This is a genomic window from Microbacterium binotii (assembly GCF_021398715.1).
GTDB classification, from domain to species: Bacteria; Actinomycetota; Actinomycetes; order Actinomycetales; family Microbacteriaceae; genus Microbacterium; species Microbacterium binotii_A.
The window spans coordinates 2,934,144-2,953,717 of the sequence record NZ_CP090347.1; the positions used below are offsets into that span (position 1 = coordinate 2,934,144).

The window sequence follows — 19,574 nt, forward strand, 5'->3', positions numbered from 1 at the left end:
TACACAATGCGTCGGGATCGTTCAGTCATCCAGGTGCGGCGCGAGGGCGTCGAGCACAGGGCGCTGCGCCGCCACCAGAAGGTCGCGCGCGTCGTCGATCCGCACCCATTCGGCACGATCCACCTCGGGGAACGACTCCATGCGCCCCGAATGAGGCGGCCACTCGAGCGAGAACTCGCCGAACCGCATCCCGACCAGGGCGAAACCGTCGGCGTCGAGCGCGAAAACCCGGAGGCGCTTGCCCGACGCGTAGCGGAACTCGCCGAGCTCCACACGTTCCCCGGCGGGCGGGGTCAGTCCCAGTTCCTCCTGGAACTCCCGCTCCGCGGCGGCGAGGGGGTCTTCGGATGCGGGGTCGTACTCCCCCTTGGGGATCGACCACGCCCCTGCCTGCTTGCGCTGCCAGAAGGGTCCGCCCATGTGCGCGATCAGGACCTCGGCGGTATCGGGCCGGAAGAGGAGGAGCCCCGCGCTGTACGCGGTCATCGCCGCATCCCGTCGCTTCTTCGCCGCACCCGTCCACGCTAGCCGGGTCTGAGACGGTGAGGGTCGCCCGGGCCCTATCGTCGTCGCTCGAAGGCGGCGCGAAGGCTCCGCAGCAGCAGGAGCAGCCCACCGAGGCCGACCACCGCACCGAGGAAGGGGAACAGCGGTACCTGCGCGGTGAGGTGCGGCCCCGCGTCCGAGACACCCAGCAGGACGGCGGAGATCACGAGGGCGATGCCGACGAGCGTGGTCGTGAAGCGCGAGAAAAGCTGCTCCACGAACCCGCGACCGGTCGCGTCGTCGAAGCTGCGCAGGCGCACGGAGAACGTGCCGTCCTCGAGCTGCTGACTGAGAGTGGAGAGCGTCCGCGGCAGTCGCCGCAGCTGCTCGCCCACGATCGCCGCCTGCGTCTGCGCCGTGAGCGCGAACCCCTTCGGCGACGTCAGCGCGCGCGTGAAGGCGGGCGCCTGCGACAGCGCGCGGCCGACCATGTCGTAGTCGTGGCGCAGGCGCCGCAGCGAGCCCTCGAGCGAGGCCAACGTGCGAAAGACCAGCAGGAGCGAAGGGGGAAGGGCGAGGCGATGATGGCGCATGACGTCCACGAGGGCCGCGAAGACGTTCTGGTCGACGCCCGCGTTGTGCATGCGGGTGAGGATGACGCCGATGTCGTGCTGCAGCGCGACCTGATCGAAGGTGTCGGTGTCGGGCGGGGTCACGAGCATGAGCACGATGTCCGTCGCGGCGACGTCGTCCTCATTGGCGATCGCCACGAGAAGCGGCAGCAACAGCCGACGCATGCTCTTCTCGAGCACGCCTACCGAGCCGAAGTCGATGAGGGTCACGGTACCGTCGGCCGCGAGCATGAGGTTGCCCGGATGCAGATCGGCGTGGAACACGCCCCGCACGGCGATCTGCTCGAACACCGCGTCGACGACGGCGTCGGCGATCCTGGTCGCCGTATCCGGGTCGAGCGTCGACGCGTCGACGTGGCCGAACGGGATGCCCTCGGCGCGCTCCTGCACGAGCATCTGCGCGGTCGTGTACTGCGCGAAGACCTTCGGCACGGCGAGCGGCGTGAGCTTCGAGCGAGCCGCCGCGCCTCGCAGCATCTCGGTGTTGGCCGCCTCGATGCGGTAGTCCAGTTCTTCCCGCAGCGATCTGGCGAACTCCGCGGCCAGCGCCGTCACGCCGTAGTCTCGCGCCCACGTGGTGTGGCGCTCCGCATCCGCGGCCAATCGTTCGACGATGTCGAGGTCGGTCGCAACCTGCGCGCGTGCGCTCGGTCGCTGGATCTTGATCACGACCTCCTCGCCGTCCTGAAGCGTGGCCGCGTGCACCTGCGCGACGGATGCGGCCGCCAGCGGCGTCTCGTCGACGCGGGCGAAGACCTCCTGGAGGGGGCGACCGAGCTGGGCCTCGATCGCGTGACGCGCTTCGCTCCAGGGGATCGGCACGGTCTCCATCTGCAGCGTCGACAGAGCGTTCGTGAACTCCGGCGGCAACACGTCGTCGCGCGCGGAGAGCACCTGGCCGATCTTGATGAAGGTGACGCCGGCGTCGTTCAGCGCGGCGACGATCGCGGCGGGCAGCTCTTCGCGATCGGGCCGATGCCGGCCGCGGTAGACGCCGAGCCCGTGCCGTGAGGCGATGGAGATGATCTCGGCGTAGCGGCGGGCGCGATCACGGCGTCGGAACAGCTCGCGCACGACGACGACCGGATTGCGCATCGGTCTGGTCGGCCAGAGGAACTCCAGGGCGACGATCGCGATCACGTCGACCGCGAAGAGCCACCCGATCGTGAGCAGCAGAAACAGCGCGCCGATCGCGTCGTCGACGGCGAGGACGTCGCCGTCGACGACTCCGGCCTGCTGCAGCGCCCACAGCGCGAGAGGCGATCCCGCCACCACGACGAGCGCTCCGGTCACGAACGGACGGATCCACCCGATCGGCATCCCCAGGAGCCGGCGCGCGACCCACGCCGCGACGCCCGCGAACACGAGGACGAACAGAATCACCCACACGATCTGCGGCATCGCACCCTCCCCTGTGCGACGACGCTACCGCGTCGGGGACCAGACCGGGGGTGATCCGCGGCGGATCAGTCGACCGGGGTCGCCGCGGCGACCGCCTGGTCCTCCTCGGTCGCGACGAGCTGCCCGCACGCCCCGTCGATCTCCTTGCCGCGGGTGTCGCGGAGCGTCGTCGGGATGCCGGCATCGTTCAGACGCCGCACGAACTCGTTCTGCACGGGGCGCTCGGACGAGGTCCACACCGAGCCGGGCGTCGGGTTCAGCGGGATCGGGTTCACGTGGACCCAGCCGCGACCGCGCGCGTTGAGCTTCTCGGCCAGCAGATCCGCGCGCCAGGCGTGGTCGTTCATGTCCTTGATCAGCGCGTACTCGATCGACACGCGCCGACCCGTCTTCTCGAAGTAGCCGCGCGCGGCGTCGAGCACCTCGTCGACCTTCCAGCGGGAGTTCACGGGGATGAGCTCGTCGCGCAGCTGGTCGTCGGGCGCGTGCAGCGACAGGGCGAAGGTCACCGGGATGTCCTCGTCCGCGAGCTTGCGGATGGCGGGAGCGAGCCCCACGGTGGAGACCGTGATGCCGCGTGCGCTCATGCCCAGACCGTGCTTCTTGTCGGTCATCACACGCACCGCGTGCATGACGCGGGCGTAGTTCGCCAACGGCTCCCCCATGCCCATGAACACGATGTTGGTGACGCGCTCGTCCGGGTGCTCGGCGGGTCCGAGGCCGCCCTCGCGGATCAGCCGGTTGGCGCGGACGATCTGCTCGACGATCTCCGCGGCGCTCATGTTGCGGGTCAGGCCCGCTTGGCCCGTCGCGCAGAAGGGGCAGTTCATGCCGCATCCGGCCTGCGACGAGACGCAGAGCGTGATGCGACCGGGATAGCGCATCAGCACGGACTCGACGAGGGCGCCGTCGTGCAGCTTCCAGAGGAACTTGATCGTGTCGCCGCGGTCGGTCTCGAGCCGGCGCACCTCGGTCAGAAGCGGCGGCAGGAGGCCCGCCACGAGCTCCTCGCGACCGGATGCGGGAAGGTCCGTCATGAGCGCGTGGTCGCTCGTGTAATGCGTGAAGTAGTGCTTCTCGAGCTGCGCCGCACGGAACTTCGGGAACCCGAGTTCGACGAGCTTCTCGGCGCGCTGCTCGTGCGTGAGGTCGGCCAGGTGCACGGGCGGCTTGCCGCGCTTGGGGCTGGCGAACTGCAGGAGCGGCCGGCCGCTCTCGTCCTTCTGCTGCGACCAGCCTTCGGTGCGGGGGCGCACCTGGCGCACGGCGGATGCGGCGTCGCGGGCCGCGGCCTGGCGGATGGGGGGCTGGTCGGTCATGCATTCCAGGCTACCGGTGCACGGCTGCCAGGGCCCTGGGCGGGACAGCCCCGACGAACCGCGCCGAACGAGCACCCATTGAGCGAGCGAGTATCCGATCGGGTGCTCACTCGACGAACGGATGCTCGCTCGGCGAACGGCCCTGGGCGGGGGCGCCGGGCATCGGTCGCCCCGTTAGGATGCACGCATGCCCTCACCCGAAGGGCGCGACGGCGCGCGCGAGAACCACGTCGTCGCGCACAAGGTCCTCAACAACAACGTCGTCATCTCCATCGACGAGCACGGCCGCGAGCGCGTGCTCATGGGGCGCGGCCTGGGCTTCCAGCTGAAGCCCGAGGACCGGCTGGACCCGGCGAAGGTCGAGAAGACGTTCGTCCTCGACTCCGGCGCCGAGGGCGAGCGGGAGCGGCAGCTGCTCACGGATGTGCCGTACCCGGTCATCGAGGCGGTCACCGGCGCGGTCGACCTCGCCGAACGCGAACTCGGACACCACCTCGGTCGGCGCCTCGTCATCCCGGTGATCGACCACATCCAGTACGTGCTCGAGCGCCTCGACCAGGGCGTGCGCATCCCCGCGACCCATATGCCCGAGCTGCGGGTGCTGCATCCGCACGAGTTCCGCGCCGCCGAGCACATGGCCACCCACATCGGCACCGCGCTCGAGCGCGAGCTTCCGCCCGAGGAAGCCGTCTTCCTGACGATGCACCTGCTCAACGCCACCCGTGACGAGCCGAACGGGACGGCAGCGCTGCTGTTCCGGCGGGTACAGCACGTGGCGACGACGGTCGAGACGGGGCTCGGGGTGACCCTGGACGTCGAGAGTCCTGACTACGCGCGCTTCATCCTCCACGTGCAGTTCCTGCTGCAGCGGCTGGTCTCCAAGACCATGCTGCGATCGAGCGACACGTCGTTCTTCGAGTTCGCCAAGCACAGTTATCCGCGCTCCTACGCGATCGCCGAGCAGGTGAAGGCCTATGTGCGCGCGGCGACAGGCTCCGACCTCACCGACGAAGAGCTGCTGTACCTCATCGTGCATGTCGAGCGACTGGCCTCGCAGGTCGGGGCCAAGACCGACCCGGGCGACGGTGGCGGCGGCATCGAAGAGGTGCTACGGTAACTCGCGCAGGGCGGAGATGCCCTGCGACGCGACGGATTGTTACTGCGGCAGCAGGCAAAACCTGAACTCACATCGTCTTGATCGACGGTGAACGAGTTCAGGTTTTTTTGTTGCCCGGAAACGGCCCGACCCGGCGCGTCACCCACGCGAGTGCCGCGCTGATGCGGCGGAAAGAGGGAGTCCGAGATGGACTACTCGAAGACAGCAGCAGGCGTCCTGAAGGGCGTCGGCGGCGAGGAGAACATCACCTCGCTGGTCCACTGCGCCACCCGACTGCGCTTCGTCCTCAAGGACGAGGGCAAGGCGGATGCGGCCTCGATCAAGGCTGTTCCCGGCGTCGTCACGGTCGCCCAGGCCGGTGGCCAGTACCAGGTCGTCATCGGCAACGAGGTGCCCGAGGTGTACGCGGAGATCGGCAAGATCTCCAAGTTCGGCGGCGCGGGCGGGGCGTCGTCCCCGGCACAGGACGCTCCGAAGGGCAACCTGTTCAACCGCTTCATCGCGATGATCTCCGCGATCTTCACCCCCGCGCTCTGGGCCCTCGCGGGCACCGGGCTGCTGAAGGCCTTCCTGGCGGCTGCCGTCACGTTCGGCTGGATCGACACGACCACTTCCACCTACATCGTGCTGAACGCGCTGTCCGACGCGTTCATCAACTTCCTGCCGCTCGCGCTCGCGATCACAGCCGCCCGCTATTTCAAGGCGTCCGAGTTCACCTCGCTCGCCATCGCCGGCGCGCTCCTGTATCCGAGCGTCACGGCACTCGTCGGAGCCCCGGATCTCACCTTCTTCGGCATCCCGTTCACGATGGTCAACTACGTCTCGAGCGTCATCCCGATCATCATCGTCGTCTGGCTGCAGAGCCACGCCGAGCGCTTCCTCTACGCGAAGCTCCCGGCAGCGATCCGCCGATTCGTGACCCCCATGATCGTGGTGCTCATCGCGGTGCCGCTGGTCTTCGTGGTCATCGGGCCGATCTCCGCGATCATCAGCGGCTGGGTCGGCACCGGCATCGGCTGGGTCTTCGAGACCGTGCCGTGGCTGGGCGGTGCCGTGATGGGCGGTCTGTGGCAGGTCTTCGTGATCTTCGGTCTGCACTGGGGTCTCGTGCCGCTGTTCCAGCTCGAGCTGCAGAACAACGGTCAGCTGTTCCTCGTGGCCCCCGTCTTCGCGGCCGTCCTCGCGCAGGCGGCGGCGGTGGCCGGTGTGTGGCTGCGCGCCCGCAACAAGAACCTGAAGTCGCTCGCCGCCCCGGCCACGCTCTCGGGCTTCCTCGCCGGCATCACCGAGCCCGCGATCTACGGTGTGAACCTTCCCCTCAAGCGTCCGTTCGCCTTCGGCATCGTCGGCGGTGCGATCGGTGGTGCGATCATCTCGCTCGGCGGCGTGTTCTCGACCGCGTTCGTCGTGCCCTCGGGCCTGGCGATCCCCGCCCTGCTCGGCAACGGCAACATGGTCTTCCTGGCCCTCGGCCTCGGCGCCGCCATCATCGTGCCCTTCCTGCTCACGGTGATCGTGGGCTTCAAGGAGCCCGCAGAGGACGCGGTCGCCCCCGCCGAGAGCACCGACCTCGAGGTCTTCAGCCCGGTCGACGGCACCGTGGTGCCGCTGTCGGAGACGCCGGATGCGGCCTTCGCCGACGGTTCGCTCGGCCAGGGCGTCGCCATCATCCCGCGCAGCGGCGCGCTCTACGCCCCGTTCGACGCGACCGTGGTCGCCGCGTTCCCGACCGGCCACGCCATCGGCCTGCGTCACGCGGACGGCGCCGAGGTGCTGATCCACATCGGCATCGACACCGTCAAGCTCGCCGGTGAGCACTTCAGCCTCAAGGTCACCAGCGGACAGCAGGTGAGCAAGGGCGACCTGCTCGTCGAGTTCGACCTCGCAGCGATCGCCGCGGCGGGTTACGACCTGACGACCCCCGTCATCGTGACCAACGCCGACCTGTACCCGAACGTGGGCTCGCCGGCATCCGGCCCGATCGCGCACGGCGAGCCGCTGTTCTTCGCCGTCGCCGTCGAGCAGGCCGTCGCCGCCAAGTGACACCCCGTGCGGGCGGGGGCACATGCTCCCGCCCGCACGCCGCATCCCAGATACGAAACGGAAGAGAACCATGAGCACCACCACCCCGTTCCCCCAGGGCTTCCTCTGGGGCGGCGCCACCGCCGCCAACCAGGTCGAGGGCGCCTACGATCAGGGCGGCAAGGGCCTGTCGGTCCAGGACGTCATGCCCCGTGGCATCGTCGGCCCGCGCACGGCTGAGCCCACGGCCGACAACCTCAAGCTCGAGGCCGTCGACTTCTACCACCGCTACGCGGAGGACATCGCCCTGTTCGCGAAGATGGGCTTCGGCGTCTACCGCTTCTCGATCGCGTGGAGCCGCATCTTCCCGAAGGGCGACGAGGCCGAGCCCAACGAGGAGGGCCTCGCGTTCTACGATCGCGTGCTGGACGAGCTGGAGAAGCACGGCATCGAGCCGCTCGTGACGATCTCGCACTACGAGACGCCCCTGCATCTGGCCGAGACCTACGACGGCTGGACCGACCGTCGCCTCATCGGCTTCTACGAGAACTACGCCCGCACGCTCTTCGAGCGCTACGGCTCGCGCGTGAAGTACTGGCTGACCTTCAACGAGATCAACTCGCTGCTGCACGCGCCGTTCATGTCCGGCGGCATCAACACTCCGAAGGAGCAGCTGAGCGACGCTCAGCTGTACCAGGCCATGCACCATGAGCTGGTCGCATCCGCCCGCGCGACGCGCATCGCCCGCGAGGTCGCACCGGACGCGCAGATCGGCTGCATGGTGCTGTCGATGCCCGTGTACCCGCTGACGCCGTCGCCGGCCGACGCGCTCGCCGTCATGGACTTCGATCACTCCAACCTCGTATACGGCGACGTGCATACCCGCGGCGCGTACCCCGGGTACTTCCTGCGGACACTCCGCGAGAAGGGGATCGAGCTGGAGATCACCGAGCAGGACCGCGAGGACCTGACCAACACGGTCGACTTCGTCTCGTTCAGCTACTACATGTCGGTCGCTCAAACCGCCGACCCCGCCAAGAAGGTCACCGGCGAGGGCAACATCATGGGCGGCGTGCCGAACCCCACGCTCGAGGCGAGCGAGTGGGGCTGGCAGATCGACCCCGTGGGCCTGCGTCTCGTGCTCAACCAGTTCTGGGACCGCTGGCAGAAGCCGCTGTTCATCGTCGAGAACGGGCTCGGCGCGAAGGACCAGCTGGTCGAGATCGACGGCGTCAAGACCGTCATCGACGACTACCGCATCGCCTACCTCAACGACCACCTCGTGCAGGTCGGCGAAGCCATCACGGATGGCGTGGACGTGCTCGGCTACACCTCCTGGGGATGCATCGACATCGTCAGCGCCTCCACCGCGCAGCTCAGCAAGCGGTACGGCTTCATCTACGTCGACCGCAACGACGACGGCAGCGGCACGCTCGAGCGCTACGAGAAGAAGTCGTTCGGCTGGTACGCCGACGTCATCCGCACGAACGGCGCCAGCCTCACCCGCTGACGCCGCCCGCCGCGTGTGCCCACGATCGTCCCTCGCGGACGTGTCGTGGGCACACGCGTGTGCCGTCCTGCCCGACCCCACCCCGACGCACCTCTCAGGCGGCACCGGGGAGAATGGATCATCGTGACCCCTCCCCGCATCGCATTCCTCGACGTCGACGGCACGATCCTCGATCACGGCACCACGATCGCGCCCTCCACGGTGACCGCGATCCGCACCGCCCGCGAGCGCGGCGCCCTCGTCTACCTCAGCACCGGACGCTCGGCCGGCGACATCCACCCCGCGGTGCGTGAGATCGGCTTCGACGGCGCGATCACCAACGGCGGCGCATATGCGATCGCGGGCGGCGAGGAGATCGTCGCCGATCCGATGCCGGCGGATGCGGTCGACCGCCTCGAGCGGTTCTTCCGCTCCCACGACATCCACTACTTCCTCCAGACCGAGGAGGCCGTGTACGCATCCGCCGAGGTGCAGGCCGCCGTCGCCGCGATGCTCTCCTCGTTGCGCCCCCGGCCCGCCGGCGCCGGGCCGCAGACGGCACCGCAGGGCGCACCGCGCTTCCGGGATCTGGCCACGATCGATCGCACCCGCGTCGCCAAGGCGGTCTTCCTCAGCGACTCGACGGATGCGGTCTCTCGCGCACAGTCCGAACTGGGCGACCGCTTCCACGTCGTGCCGGGCAGCATCCCGCTTCCGGGTGGAACCAACGGCGAGATCGGCATGCAGGGCGTCACGAAGGGGTCGGCGATCACCGCGGTGCTCGACCACCTCGGCATCGACGCCGCCGACGCGATCGGCATCGGCGACAGCTGGAACGACGTCGAGATGTTCCAGGTGTGCGGCACGGGCATCGCGATGGGCAACGCCGCGCAGGAGCTGAAGGACCTCGCCGACGAGGTCACGACCGCGGTACTCGACGACGGCATCCGCAACGCCTTCGCTCGCCACGGCCTCATCTGACCCCGGGGGCTCCCTCTCCCCTTTGTCCGAGTTGCGTCGCCGTTGCGCAGATGCAGCTGTCATTGACTGGCGCGGTTGCGCAGAAGTGTGGCGGCACGTGGATGCCGCAGACGGATGTGGCGGGTCTTGCGAGGATGGGAGCATGCGACACGGACGGGTGCACATCCTCGGAGCGAGCGGCAGCGGCACCACGACGCTCGGCGCCGCCCTCGCCTCAGCGTGGAGCGTGCCGCACGCGGATGCCGACGACTACTTCTGGCTACCGACCGACCCGCCTTTCACCGCGAAGCGCGCGGATGCCGATCGGGTGGCGCTCATGCGGACGGTCTTCGTGCCCCGTCCGGCATGGGTGCTCTCCGGCTCGATGATGGGCTGGGGTGACAGCATCGCCGCGGAGTGCGACGCCGTCGTCTTCGTCACGCTCGATCCGGTCGAACGGATGCGGCGGCTCCAGGCACGGGAGCGACTCCGGAGGCAGGGAGGCCCGCTCGACGACGCGGCATGGGACGCGTTCCGGGACTGGGCGCAGAGCTACGACGATCCGGAGTTCGACGGGCGGAGCCGGACCACCCACGAAGCGTGGCTCGCCACGCTCGGCAAACCGGTCCTCCGGCTCGACGGCGTGCACCCGACGGCGGACCTGCTCGAGACCGTCCTCCGTTGGGAACCGGCGTAGCCCGCATCCACGGAGCCTCCCGACCGCGAGACTGCATCTTCCCCACGAGATCATGGGTAAATCCCGTGATCTCGTGCACGAGATGCAGTCTCGCGGCTGGAGGCGCGGCCCCGAGCCGCCGTCGCTACGTGCGCGCGGCGGCGGGAGGCGGGCCGGATGCGGGCGGCGCCGGCGCAGTGACGATCGCCGCGCGCTCGTGCCAGGTCTTCGCGGTCACCCGGTCGAGGGAGACCTGCCGGCGCAGGGCGTCGGCCTTCTCGTAGATGGACGGATCGCCGAAGCTCGTCAGCACCTTCACGAGCACCGGCAGCAGCTCGATCATGAAGAACAGCGCCGCGATCAGCCAGTGGGCCCAGGCCAAGGTCGGCTCGCGCTCGGACAGCCGTTCGAGCGCGCTGATCTGGCTGAGAAGCCCGACCGCCTGCGCGTTGCCCCCGGCGATGGATGCGGCGCGATCGTTGTAGGCGGCGAGCGCGGCGTCGTACTGCGCCTGCGCAGCCGGCAGCTGGTCCTCGGCCTGCTTCTTGTTCTGGTCGGCGGATGCGGCGGCCGCATCCGTCCCGGCCGCGTTGGCGGAGGTGAGGGCGGCCTGGGCCTGGCTGAGCTGCGTCGCGAGGGCGTCGTACGCGGACTGCGCCTGGGTGAGCTGCGCCTGGGCGGCGTCCGAGCTCGTGCCCGATCCCTGCACGCCGGTGCAGCCGGGGACGGTGCCCGCTCCCTCGCCGGTCAGCTCGCACTGGTACAGCGCGCGGGCCTGATCGATCACGCCCTGCTGCGCGGCGAGCTGCTGGGTGAGCTGGTCCACGTTCGCCTGCGCGGCGACCGACTCTGCCGAGGTCGAGGAGGTTCCCGCGACGATACCGGTCGCCGCCTGATTCTGCAGGGCGGCGAGCGAGGCGGATGCGGCATCCAGGGCCTGCTTCTCGGGCCCGTTCGTGACGGCATCCTGATCGGACTGCGCTTGCACCACGTTGGTCGAGTTGACCTCTCGCGCGATGTCGTTGTGGAAGACCTGCAGCACGAGCGGCTCGGCGACGACGATGCCGATGAGCGCCGCCATGATGACGCGGGGGAAGGCGAGACCGAGCAGCCGCCACACGTTGCGGGTGGAGCGCATCGTCGAGGTCAGGAAGCGGTCGAGGTTGAAGATGATGAGCGCCCAGATGATCGCGAGCGGCACGGCGGCCCAGACGGCGATCTGCACCCCGGTGACGAGCGCGAAGCCCATCGAGAGGGCGGAGACGAGTGCGGTGCCGACCAGCACGAAGAACATCTGCACGAAGCGCGGCGTCTCGCTCGGAACATCGTCGAGCACCTCGCCCTCGGCACCGCCGAGCACGGCGAGGGTGCGCGAGAGGGGCTGGCGGGGGCGGCGGCGCGGGCTGCGGCGTTCGCGGACCACGGGAGGCGCCGGGTCGGGCACGGATGCCTCGGGATGCGGCTCCTGCTCGGGCTCGTCGATCGGGTCGATCACCTCGGTCGGACCGGTCGCGACGTCGCCGGAGGGGCGGACGTCGCTCAGGTACAGCGCCTCTTCCTCAGGCTGCGACTCGAGGTCGATGCGGCCGTCGGAGCCGAAGCGGCCGGGTCGATGCGCGGAGAATGACACTGCGCAAGGGTAGGAGGCCCTGCCTGTGTGCCAGGTGCGAACGTCCTCGGACGCCCCCGTGCGCTCAGTCGAGGAAGATGTCGGGGAACATCGCCGAGTCGGGTGTGCCGGGCACGGCGGCGTATCCGGAGAGGTCGGTGACGCCGGCCTCGGCGAGCACGTCTTCGACGATGAGCGTCTGGCCGGTGTACTCGCGCGCGGGGCGCGTGATCACCTCGTACGCCGCGTCCGCGTAGATCTCCGGGGTTCGGCTGACGGCCATCATCCGCTCGCCGCCCAGGGAGAACTGCACGGCGGCGGTCGCGATCGTCGTCCGCGGCCACAGCGAGTTGGCGGCGATCCCCGCGTCCGCGAACTCGGCTGCCATGCCGAGGGTCGCCATCGTCATCCCGTACTTCGCGAGCGTGTACCCCGTGTGGGCGCCCAGCCACCTCGGCGACAGGTTCAGCGGCGGCGACAGCGACAGGATGTGCGGGTTCGCCGCATCCTTCAGCATCGGCACCGCGGCACGGGAGAGCAGGAAGGTGCCCCGCACGTTGACGTCCTGCATGAGGTCGTACTTCTTCGTCGCGAGCTCGAGAGACCCCGACAGGTCGATGACCGAGGCGTTGTTGACGACGATGTCGATGCCGCCGAACTCGCCGTGGGCGGTCAGCACGGCCTGCGTGATGTCGTCCTCGTTGCGGACGTCGCCCACCAGCGGCAACGCGCGCCCGCCCGCCTCCTCGATCGCCGCCGCCGCAGTGTGCACCGTGCCCTCGAGCTTCGGATGCGGGGTGTCCGTCTTGGCCAGCAGGGCGATGTTCGCGCCGTCGCGCGCCGCGCGCAGCGCGATCGCGAGGCCGATGCCGCGACTGCCGCCGGACATGAGGATGGTCTTGCCGGCGAGCGGCTTCTGCTCGGTCATGGGATCTCCTTGGTACGTCGGGAGCGTCGGGTTCACCCGCGGCGGGCGGATGCGGCGGCGAAGGCCTGGATGCGGGCCTTCGCGTCAGGGGTGTCGAAGGCGGCGCCGATCGTGCGCGCCTCGTCGTCGAGGTTCTCGGCGAACGAGCGGTCGGCCCCCGAGCGGACGAGCCGCTTCGCCTGCCCGAACGCACCCGTCGCGCCCTCGAGCCAGAACCGCGCGATCTCGAGAGCGCGGGATGCGGGGTCAGCGGCCACCTCGGCGACGAGTCCCCATTCGAGCGCCTCGGGCGCCGCCAGCGTGCGGTCCTGCAGCAGCAGCTGGAGCGCCCGGCGCGGGCCGATGGCGGCGGCCAGGAGGGTCGAGACGCCGAGGTCCGGCGTGAGGCCGATGTTGGCGTAGCGGCTGACGAACTTGGCTCCCTCGGCGGCGACGATGTAGTCCGCCGTGAGCATGAGACCCAGCCCTCCGCCGGCGACCGCTCCCTGGACGGCGGCGACGACGGGCACGCGGGACTCGACGAATGCGCGGATGCCTTCGTGGATCACGTGCGCGGCGGCCGTGACATCGCTGCCGTCGGCGCCGGAGGTCGCCATGGAGATCACGTCGCCGCCGGCGCAGAAGGCGGGACCCGCCGCATCCAGCAGCACGGCGCCGACCGCGGGGTCCGAGGTGACCTGCCGGGCCGCCTCCCGCCAGCGCTCGCCCATCGCGAAGTCCATCGCGTTCAGTCGATCGGGACGATTCAGCGTCACGCGGGCGAGGCCGTCGGCGACCTCGACCAGGATCGAGTCGGCGCTCATCGCGGAGCCATCCGAATCGCGCCGTCGAGACGGATCGTCTCGCCGTTGAGGTACCCGTTGCGCACGATCTCGGCCACGAGGCCGGCGTATTCGTCCGGGCGCCCGAGGCGGGCCGGGTACGGCACCTGCTGGCCGAGCGAGTCCTGCGCCGGCTGCGGCAGACCCGCGAGCATCGGCGTCTCCATGATGCCCGGCGCGATCGTGACGACGCGGATCGCGTGGCGCGCGAGCTCGCGGGCGATCGGGAGGGTCATCGCATGCACCCCGCCCTTGGACGCGGAGTAGGCGGGCTGCCCGATCTGGCCGTCGAACGCGGCGACCGACGCCGTGTTGACGATGACGCCCCGGTCGCCGCCCGCCGTCGGTTCGGTGCGGGCGATGGCGGCAGACGACTGGGCGATGACGTTGTAGGTGCCGACGAGGTTCACGCGCACGAGCTTCTCGAAGTCGGCGAGCGGCGTCGGGGCGCCCTCACGATCCAGCACCTTGGCCGGCGGGGCGATGCCCGCGCAGTTGACGACCACGCGCAACGGCGCGGCGGCGGATGCGGCAGCGACCGCATCCGCGATCTGCTCGGGACTCGTGACGTCGGCCGCGGCGAACGTGCCGCCCAGCTCGGCCGCGCGTTCCGCGCCCGCCGAGGACGGCAGATCGACGAGGACGACGTGCGCCCCGTCGGCGGCGAGCCGCTGCGCCGTGGCCCAGCCGAGTCCGCTCGCGCCGCCCGTGACCAGCGCGGATGCACCCGCGACATCCATACGTTCTCCTTCGTACGTCGGTATCGGGTTCCACCCTACGCGGCACCGGGTCCCAGCGTCACACTCTCCCTCGCGACCTGCCCCCACCTGCCCCCACCTGCCCCCTGCCCCCCCTGCTCCCCTGTCCCTGCTGCTCGCCTGTCACAGATCGACGCACTGCGCTCGATCTGTGACAGGCGAGCACGGGGGCTTCTTGTTCCCCTGTCTGAAATCGACGCCTACGGCTCGATTTCAGACAGGGGGACAGCGGGCGGTGCTCAGGGGAACAGCGGGCGGTGCTCAGGGGAACAGCGGGCGGTGCGCCAAGACCAGCGGGCGGCGCCCCGGACGCGTCAGAGGGCGAAGACGAGGGTCCAGGTGCCGGCGAGCACCGCGGCGATCACGGATGCGGCGGCGATCGCCGCCGCGAGGGCGAGCAGCACGACATCGCGCCAGCCGAGCCGCGACGGCCGGGCCCAGGTGCGCGGGGCGTCGGATCCGAAGCCGCGGGCCTCCATCGCGGTCGCGAGCTTCGTGCCGCGACGGATCGACAGCACGAACAGGGCGAACGCCTGACCGAGGAACCGACGGATGCGGCCGCGGTCGGCCACCCCGCGTGCGCGGCGCGCCAGGGCGAGCTCACGCCAGTCGTCGACCAGCAGTCCCACCATGCGCAGGCCCGCGAGCGCACCGAGCACGAAGCGGGCGGGCAGGCGCAGCAGCTGGGCGAGACCGTCGGCGAGGTCTGTCGGGTCGGTCGTGATGAACAGGACGACGGACGGCAGTGCGATCGCCAGCACACGCAGCACGATGGCGGCGGCGAGCGAGAGCGACCCCTCGCTGACGCGCACGAGCCCCCACTCGAAGAAGACCGCGCCGGAGGGCCGGCCGTACAGCACCGTCGCCGCGCCGCCGATGAGGGCTGCGACTCCGATCGGCCACACGCGCAGCCACAGCTCGCGTGCCCGCAGCCGCGAGAACGCCAGCAGCACGAGAGTGGCCGCGAGCGTCACGGCCGCCGAGACCGGGTCGATCGAGAGCAGGAGCGTGACCGAGACCACGAGGGTCGCGATGAGCTTGGTGACCGGGTTGATCCGTCCCAGAGGGCTCGCCGAGGCGTCGATCGCGAACAGGCTCATGAGGCCCGACCCAGCCGCAGCTCGTCGTCGGCGAGCGCCGCGACGAGGGCGGGATCGTGCGAGACGAAGCCGATCGCGGTGCCGTCGGCACGAAGCTCGTCGATCAGATCCGCGAGCTCCCGCCAGGTGCGCGCGTCCTGCCCGTAGGTCGGCTCGTCGAGCAGGATGACCCGCGGCGCGGTCGCAAGGACCGCGGCGACGGTCAACCGGCGCTTCTCTCCACCCGAGAGCGTGAAGGGGTTCACCTCGGCGAGGCGCCCCAGACGCAGGCGCTCGAGCAGCGGATCGACGCGCGCGGCCACCTCCGCCTCCGAGAGCCCCAGCGCACGAGGACCGACGGCGAGCTCATCGCGCACGCGAGCGGTGAGCAACTGGTGCTCCGGCTCCTGGAAGACGGTGCCGATGCGCGTGAGCAGCTGGGCTGCGCGCCACCGGGACGGATCGGATCCGACGCCGGCGGCCAACGCATCCGCCGCCCGCACCTCGCCTCCGATCGGCGGCAGCAGCCCGGCGAGGGTGAGCGCGAGCGTCGACTTGCCGGCACCGTTGGCTCCCGTGATCGCGAGCGCCCGCCCCGCGTTCAGCCGCACGTCGATCCCGGATGCGGCGGCGAGCGCCTCGCCGCGGCCGATCCGACGGCGCCCGACCGCGAGACCGGCGCCGACCACGAGCGGCGATGCCTCCACAGTGCGCGGGCGCCGCGTGATCCGCACGGGGACTCCCGGCACCCACACGCCCGCCTGCGTCAGGGCATCGGCCGCGGCGGCGAAGACGTCGGCGGGAGAGCCGTCCGCCAGCACCCCGCCGTCGGGCGCGAGCACGACGACGCGCTCGACGAGCTCCGCCCACAGGTCGACGCGGTGCTCGACGACGACGAGAGTCGCCCCGGTACGGGCCGCGACGGCGGCGACCGCATCCCGCACCTGACGAGCGCCGTCGGGATCGAGGTTGGCCGTCGGCTCGTCGAGCAACAGGAGCTTCGGGCGCATGGCCAGCGTACCGGCCAGCGCAAGCCGCTGCTTCTGCCCGCCCGACAGCGCGGACGTGGGGTGGTCGAGCGGCACGGGCAGCCCCACGGCATCCAGCGCTTCACCGACTCGCGGCCAGATCTCGTCGGCCGGCACGCCGAGGTTCTCGCATCCGAACGCGACATCGTCGCCGACCCGGGCGAGGATCACCTGGGCGTCGGGATCCTGCAGCACCATGCCCGCGACCCCGCGGACGGATGCGGGGTGCGCACCGTCGACGCTCAGCTCCCCCGTCGCCTCGCCGTCCTCGTCGCCGCCCAGCACACCGGCGAAGGCGCGCAGCAGCGTCGACTTGCCCGCGCCGCTCGCGCCCAGCAGCAGCACCCGCTCGCCGGGCTCGATCGTGAGATCGATGTCGGCGACGGCCCAGCGTCTGCGGCCCGCGTGCCGCCACCCCCACCCGCGGGCGACGACCCGCGCGCCGGGAGTCACGCCGCGTCGGCGGCTTCGACGATGCGCGCCTGCCGTCCGGAGGCGAACCGGTCGAGCGCTCCCGTGGCGGCGAGCGCGCGGGCGATGAGCCACGAGACGAGCCCCGCGATGAGGATGCCCGAGACGATCGCCGAGACGAAGTAGATCGCGCGGGGGCCCGCGTCGTACGCGGCGATGGAGGAGAAGTTGGTGTCGAGCAGCGCCACGGCCAGTCCCGCGAGCGCACCCGAGACGAGAGCGACCCAGAGACGGTAGTTCGCGTAGGCGAACAGCGCGAAGCCGAGTTCGGCTCCCACCCCCTGCACCACTCCCCAGATGAAGGTGGTGAAGCCCCACTGCGTGCCGAGTGCCATCGAGACGACCGCGGCGACGACCTCGCCGTACAGCGCGGCGCCCGGCTTGCGGATGATGAGCCCCGTGAGGACACCCGCGAACAGCCATCCTCCGGCGAGCAGACCCTCGAGCCCCGGCAAGAACGCGAGCGCCGTGCTCAGCGGCGTCCAGGCCTGACCCCAGACCCAGAAGATGACGCCGGCCGCGACGCCGATCACGCTGGCGACGACGATGTCGACGACCCGCCACCGCCACCGGGAGGTGAGGGAAGGACGAGCGGATGTGGACGTGGACGTGTGCATTGATGCTCCTTCCTGCGCCGGCATGATCCGGATCAGGTTCGACGGTCGAAGCGTGGATCCGCTTCCTCTCAGCCCGGCTCACCGGACTCCCGTGGTTGACGTGCCGAGTATAGACCCGCTGCTCGCGCTACCGTAGGCGGGTGACCGTGACTGGCCCGACCCCGCCCACTCGGCGTTCGCTGCGCCGCGGCGGAGACGCCGAGCCGTCCGTCGACGAGGCTCCTCTGCCGCCCCACGACCTCGAGATCGAGGTGCCGCGCGCGCCTGTCGACGCCGCATCCACTCCCGCGATGATCGCCGCCGCGAGCTTCAACGACACGCCGGAGGACGCCGCCACGGGGCACTCCTTCTCCCCGCCCCAGGATGCGGCGGCATCCGTGCCGGTCGTCGTGCCTCCCGTGACCACGGCGCTGAACTGGGTGGACGAGACCGCGGTCGCACGGGCGTCGGGGACGACTCCACAACTCGAAGCCGCGGGTGCAGCATCGTTCACCCCCGTCGCCGCGGACCTGCTCGCCCGCGCCCCCCGCCGGACGCCGTGGCGTCCCGGGGTCCTGGTGCCGATCGCGCTGATCGTCGCGGTCATCGCGGCGTATTGCGGCACCACACTGCTGTGGCCGCTGTACGCCGTCGCCCCGACCGTGCAGGCGTCGGCCGTCGAGGCCACTCCGTCGGCCGCGGCCGTCGGCGCGTGGCCGGGTGCCGGCAGCGCCGCCGTCGTCGTCGACGGCGTTGGTTCTTCGATCGCCTCCAGCCCCGATGCCCGCTCGATCGCCAGCATCACAAAAGTCGTGACCGCGATGGTCGTGCTCGACCAGATGCCTCTCGCGGCAGGCGAACAGGGCCGGGAGTTCGCGTTCAGCGCGGCCGACGAACGCGAATACTGGTCGTACCGCCGCAACGGCGAGTCGGCGCTCGACGTTCCGGTGGGCGGCACGCTGACGGAGTACCAGATGCTGCAGGGCATGCTCATGGGATCCGCGAACAACTACGCCGACCGCCTCGCCGACACCATCTGGCCCAACAACGCGGTCTACGCGCGGGCGGCCAACGACTGGCTCGCAGCGCACGGACTGACCGGCATCACGATCGCCGGCCCCGCCGGCATCGAGGCCGAGAACGCGGCCACCCCAGCAGCTCTGCTGGAGGTCGCCAAGCGCGCGCTCGCCGACCCCGTCATCGCCGAGATCGTGCGCACCCCCTCCGTCGAGCTTCCCGGGGCGGGTCTCGTCGAGAACACGAACAACCTGCTCGCGGATCCCGGTGTCGTCGGCCTCAAGACCGGCACGCTCGACTCCTACAATCTGCTCGCCGCGAAGGACGTCACGGTCGGCGACACCACGGTCCGCATCTACGCCGCGACGCTCGGCCAGCCCGACGTCGAGACGCGGGATGCGGCGACGCGCGCCCTCTTCGCCCAGGTCGAGCAGGAGCTGCAACTCAAGCCCTCGGTCGCGGCCGGCACGACCGTCGGACGGGTGGAGACGAGGTGGGGCGCGCCCGTTCCGATCGTGACCGCGGCCGACGCCGATGTGGTGCTGTGGAACGGCTCTGCCGCGTCGCTGGCGACCTCGTTCGATCTCGGCGACGCGCGCGAGCAGGGCGACGTGGTCGGTTCGCTCGTCGCGACCGGCCCGAAGAACGCGTCGACGGTGGACGTCGTGCTCGACGGCGAACTGGACGGCCCGAGCCCCTGGTGGCGGCTGACGCACCCGCTCGAGCTGTTCGGCCTGGTCTGAGCCGCGCGGGAGCCCGCTCTCAGACGCGGAAGTCGGGGGATCCGAGCACGCGCTCGACGGTGATCTCGAGCGCGACGCGATCGGGGTTCGGACGGGGCTCGCGGTAGCGGCGGGTGTAGAGCTCGACGGCGCGGGCGACAGCATCCGCATCCTCGATGACGCGCGCGGGACCCTCGAAGCTGAGCCAGCGGCGACCGTCGACGGTGTTGACGCTGGCGCGTCCGGTGCGCTCGACGTTGAGGAACTTCTGCGTGCCGCGGGAGCCGATCACCCGCACGATGCCGTCCTCGTACGTGATGCCGACCGGCACCGAGTGGATGCGGCCCTGCCGGTCCAGCGTCGACAGGGTTGCCAGGTGGTACTCGGCGAGGAACGCGCGCGCGGCATCGGTGATCACCGCCTCAGCCTGCCAGAGCCGGATA

Annotated in this window: 17 protein-coding genes and 1 riboswitch; of the genes, 6 read left to right on the top strand and 11 right to left on the bottom strand. The window is 70.6% G+C overall.

Features of this window, described 5'->3' with window-relative positions:
• Positions 1–21: 21 nt before the first annotated feature.
• The 3 genes from LXM64_RS14195 to rlmN all read right to left on the bottom strand — a co-directional run bounded on the left by LXM64_RS14195 (position 22) and on the right by rlmN (position 3,838).
• Positions 22–486, bottom strand: a complete 465-nt coding sequence (locus tag LXM64_RS14195) for an NUDIX domain-containing protein (protein WP_234073770.1) — start codon at positions 484–486, stop codon at positions 22–24.
• 74 nt (positions 487–560) lie between these two features.
• Complete coding sequence (locus tag LXM64_RS14200; RefSeq protein ID WP_234073771.1) at positions 561–2,519, bottom strand: ABC1 kinase family protein; 1,959 nt, start codon at positions 2,517–2,519, stop codon at positions 561–563.
• Between the two features lie 65 nt (positions 2,520–2,584).
• Positions 2,585–3,838 (bottom strand): 23S rRNA (adenine(2503)-C(2))-methyltransferase RlmN, encoded by a 1,254-nt coding sequence (gene rlmN, locus LXM64_RS14205; RefSeq protein ID WP_234073772.1) that lies wholly within the window; start codon positions 3,836–3,838, stop codon positions 2,585–2,587.
• A gap of 187 nt (positions 3,839–4,025) precedes the next feature.
• Between rlmN and LXM64_RS14210 the strand changes: the two genes are divergently transcribed.
• From LXM64_RS14210 to LXM64_RS14230, 5 genes are all read left to right on the top strand, one after another.
• On the top strand, positions 4,026–4,955 hold the full coding sequence (locus tag LXM64_RS14210; RefSeq protein ID WP_234073773.1) for a PRD domain-containing protein: 930 nt from the start codon (positions 4,026–4,028) through the stop codon (positions 4,953–4,955).
• Between the two features lie 186 nt (positions 4,956–5,141).
• Positions 5,142–6,998 (top strand): beta-glucoside-specific PTS transporter subunit IIABC, encoded by a 1,857-nt coding sequence (locus LXM64_RS14215; RefSeq protein ID WP_234073774.1) that lies wholly within the window; start codon positions 5,142–5,144, stop codon positions 6,996–6,998.
• Between the two features lie 70 nt (positions 6,999–7,068).
• A complete protein-coding gene (locus LXM64_RS14220) occupies positions 7,069–8,487 on the top strand; it encodes a glycoside hydrolase family 1 protein (protein ID WP_234073775.1) in 1,419 nt (472 codons plus the stop codon).
• A 117-nt stretch (positions 8,488–8,604) separates the two neighbouring features.
• Positions 8,605–9,447 (top strand): Cof-type HAD-IIB family hydrolase, encoded by an 843-nt coding sequence (locus tag LXM64_RS14225; protein ID WP_419144870.1) that lies wholly within the window; start codon positions 8,605–8,607, stop codon positions 9,445–9,447.
• A gap of 142 nt (positions 9,448–9,589) precedes the next feature.
• Positions 9,590–10,123: a hypothetical protein gene (locus LXM64_RS14230; protein WP_234073777.1), complete on the top strand. Its 534-nt coding sequence runs from the start codon at positions 9,590–9,592 to the stop codon at positions 10,121–10,123.
• Positions 10,124–10,247: 124 nt separating this feature from the next.
• Here the strand turns inward: LXM64_RS14230 and LXM64_RS14235 are convergent, their stop codons facing one another.
• From LXM64_RS14235 to LXM64_RS14265, 7 genes are all read right to left on the bottom strand, one after another.
• Complete coding sequence (locus LXM64_RS14235) at positions 10,248–11,732, bottom strand: DUF4407 domain-containing protein (protein ID WP_234073778.1); 1,485 nt, start codon at positions 11,730–11,732, stop codon at positions 10,248–10,250.
• A 64-nt stretch (positions 11,733–11,796) separates the two neighbouring features.
• Positions 11,797–12,639, bottom strand: coding sequence for an SDR family oxidoreductase (locus LXM64_RS14240; protein ID WP_234073779.1), 843 nt, complete (start codon positions 12,637–12,639; stop codon positions 11,797–11,799).
• A 32-nt stretch (positions 12,640–12,671) separates the two neighbouring features.
• Positions 12,672–13,442, bottom strand: a complete 771-nt coding sequence (locus tag LXM64_RS14245) for an enoyl-CoA hydratase/isomerase family protein (RefSeq protein ID WP_234073780.1) — start codon at positions 13,440–13,442, stop codon at positions 12,672–12,674.
• Positions 13,439–14,200 (bottom strand): SDR family NAD(P)-dependent oxidoreductase, encoded by a 762-nt coding sequence (locus LXM64_RS14250; protein ID WP_234073781.1) that lies wholly within the window; start codon positions 14,198–14,200, stop codon positions 13,439–13,441. The genes LXM64_RS14245 and LXM64_RS14250 overlap by 4 nt, the downstream gene beginning before the upstream one ends.
• A 332-nt stretch (positions 14,201–14,532) precedes the next feature.
• On the bottom strand, positions 14,533–15,318 hold the full coding sequence (locus tag LXM64_RS14255; RefSeq protein WP_234073782.1) for an energy-coupling factor transporter transmembrane component T family protein: 786 nt from the start codon (positions 15,316–15,318) through the stop codon (positions 14,533–14,535).
• Positions 15,315–16,778: an ABC transporter ATP-binding protein gene (locus LXM64_RS14260; RefSeq protein WP_234073783.1), complete on the bottom strand. Its 1,464-nt coding sequence runs from the start codon at positions 16,776–16,778 to the stop codon at positions 15,315–15,317. Before LXM64_RS14260 ends, LXM64_RS14255 begins: the two co-directional genes overlap by 4 nt.
• Positions 16,775–17,413: an ECF transporter S component gene (locus LXM64_RS14265; protein ID WP_234073784.1), complete on the bottom strand. Its 639-nt coding sequence runs from the start codon at positions 17,411–17,413 to the stop codon at positions 16,775–16,777. The genes LXM64_RS14260 and LXM64_RS14265 overlap by 4 nt, the downstream gene beginning before the upstream one ends.
• Positions 17,406–17,516, bottom strand: a riboswitch (TPP riboswitch). Its footprint overlaps the gene before it by 8 nt.
• Positions 17,517–17,553: 37 nt before the next feature.
• On the opposite strand from LXM64_RS14265, the gene LXM64_RS14270 reads away from it, so the two are divergent.
• Positions 17,554–19,152 carry a D-alanyl-D-alanine carboxypeptidase family protein gene (locus LXM64_RS14270; protein ID WP_234073785.1) on the top strand — a complete coding sequence of 533 codons (1,599 nt, stop codon included), beginning with the start codon at positions 17,554–17,556 and terminating at the stop codon, positions 19,150–19,152.
• A gap of 19 nt (positions 19,153–19,171) precedes the next feature.
• Here LXM64_RS14270 and LXM64_RS14275 read toward each other — a convergent pair whose 3' ends face one another.
• Positions 19,172–19,549 (bottom strand): TIGR03618 family F420-dependent PPOX class oxidoreductase, encoded by a 378-nt coding sequence (locus LXM64_RS14275; protein WP_234073786.1) that lies wholly within the window; start codon positions 19,547–19,549, stop codon positions 19,172–19,174.
• Positions 19,550–19,574: the final 25 nt, after the last annotated feature.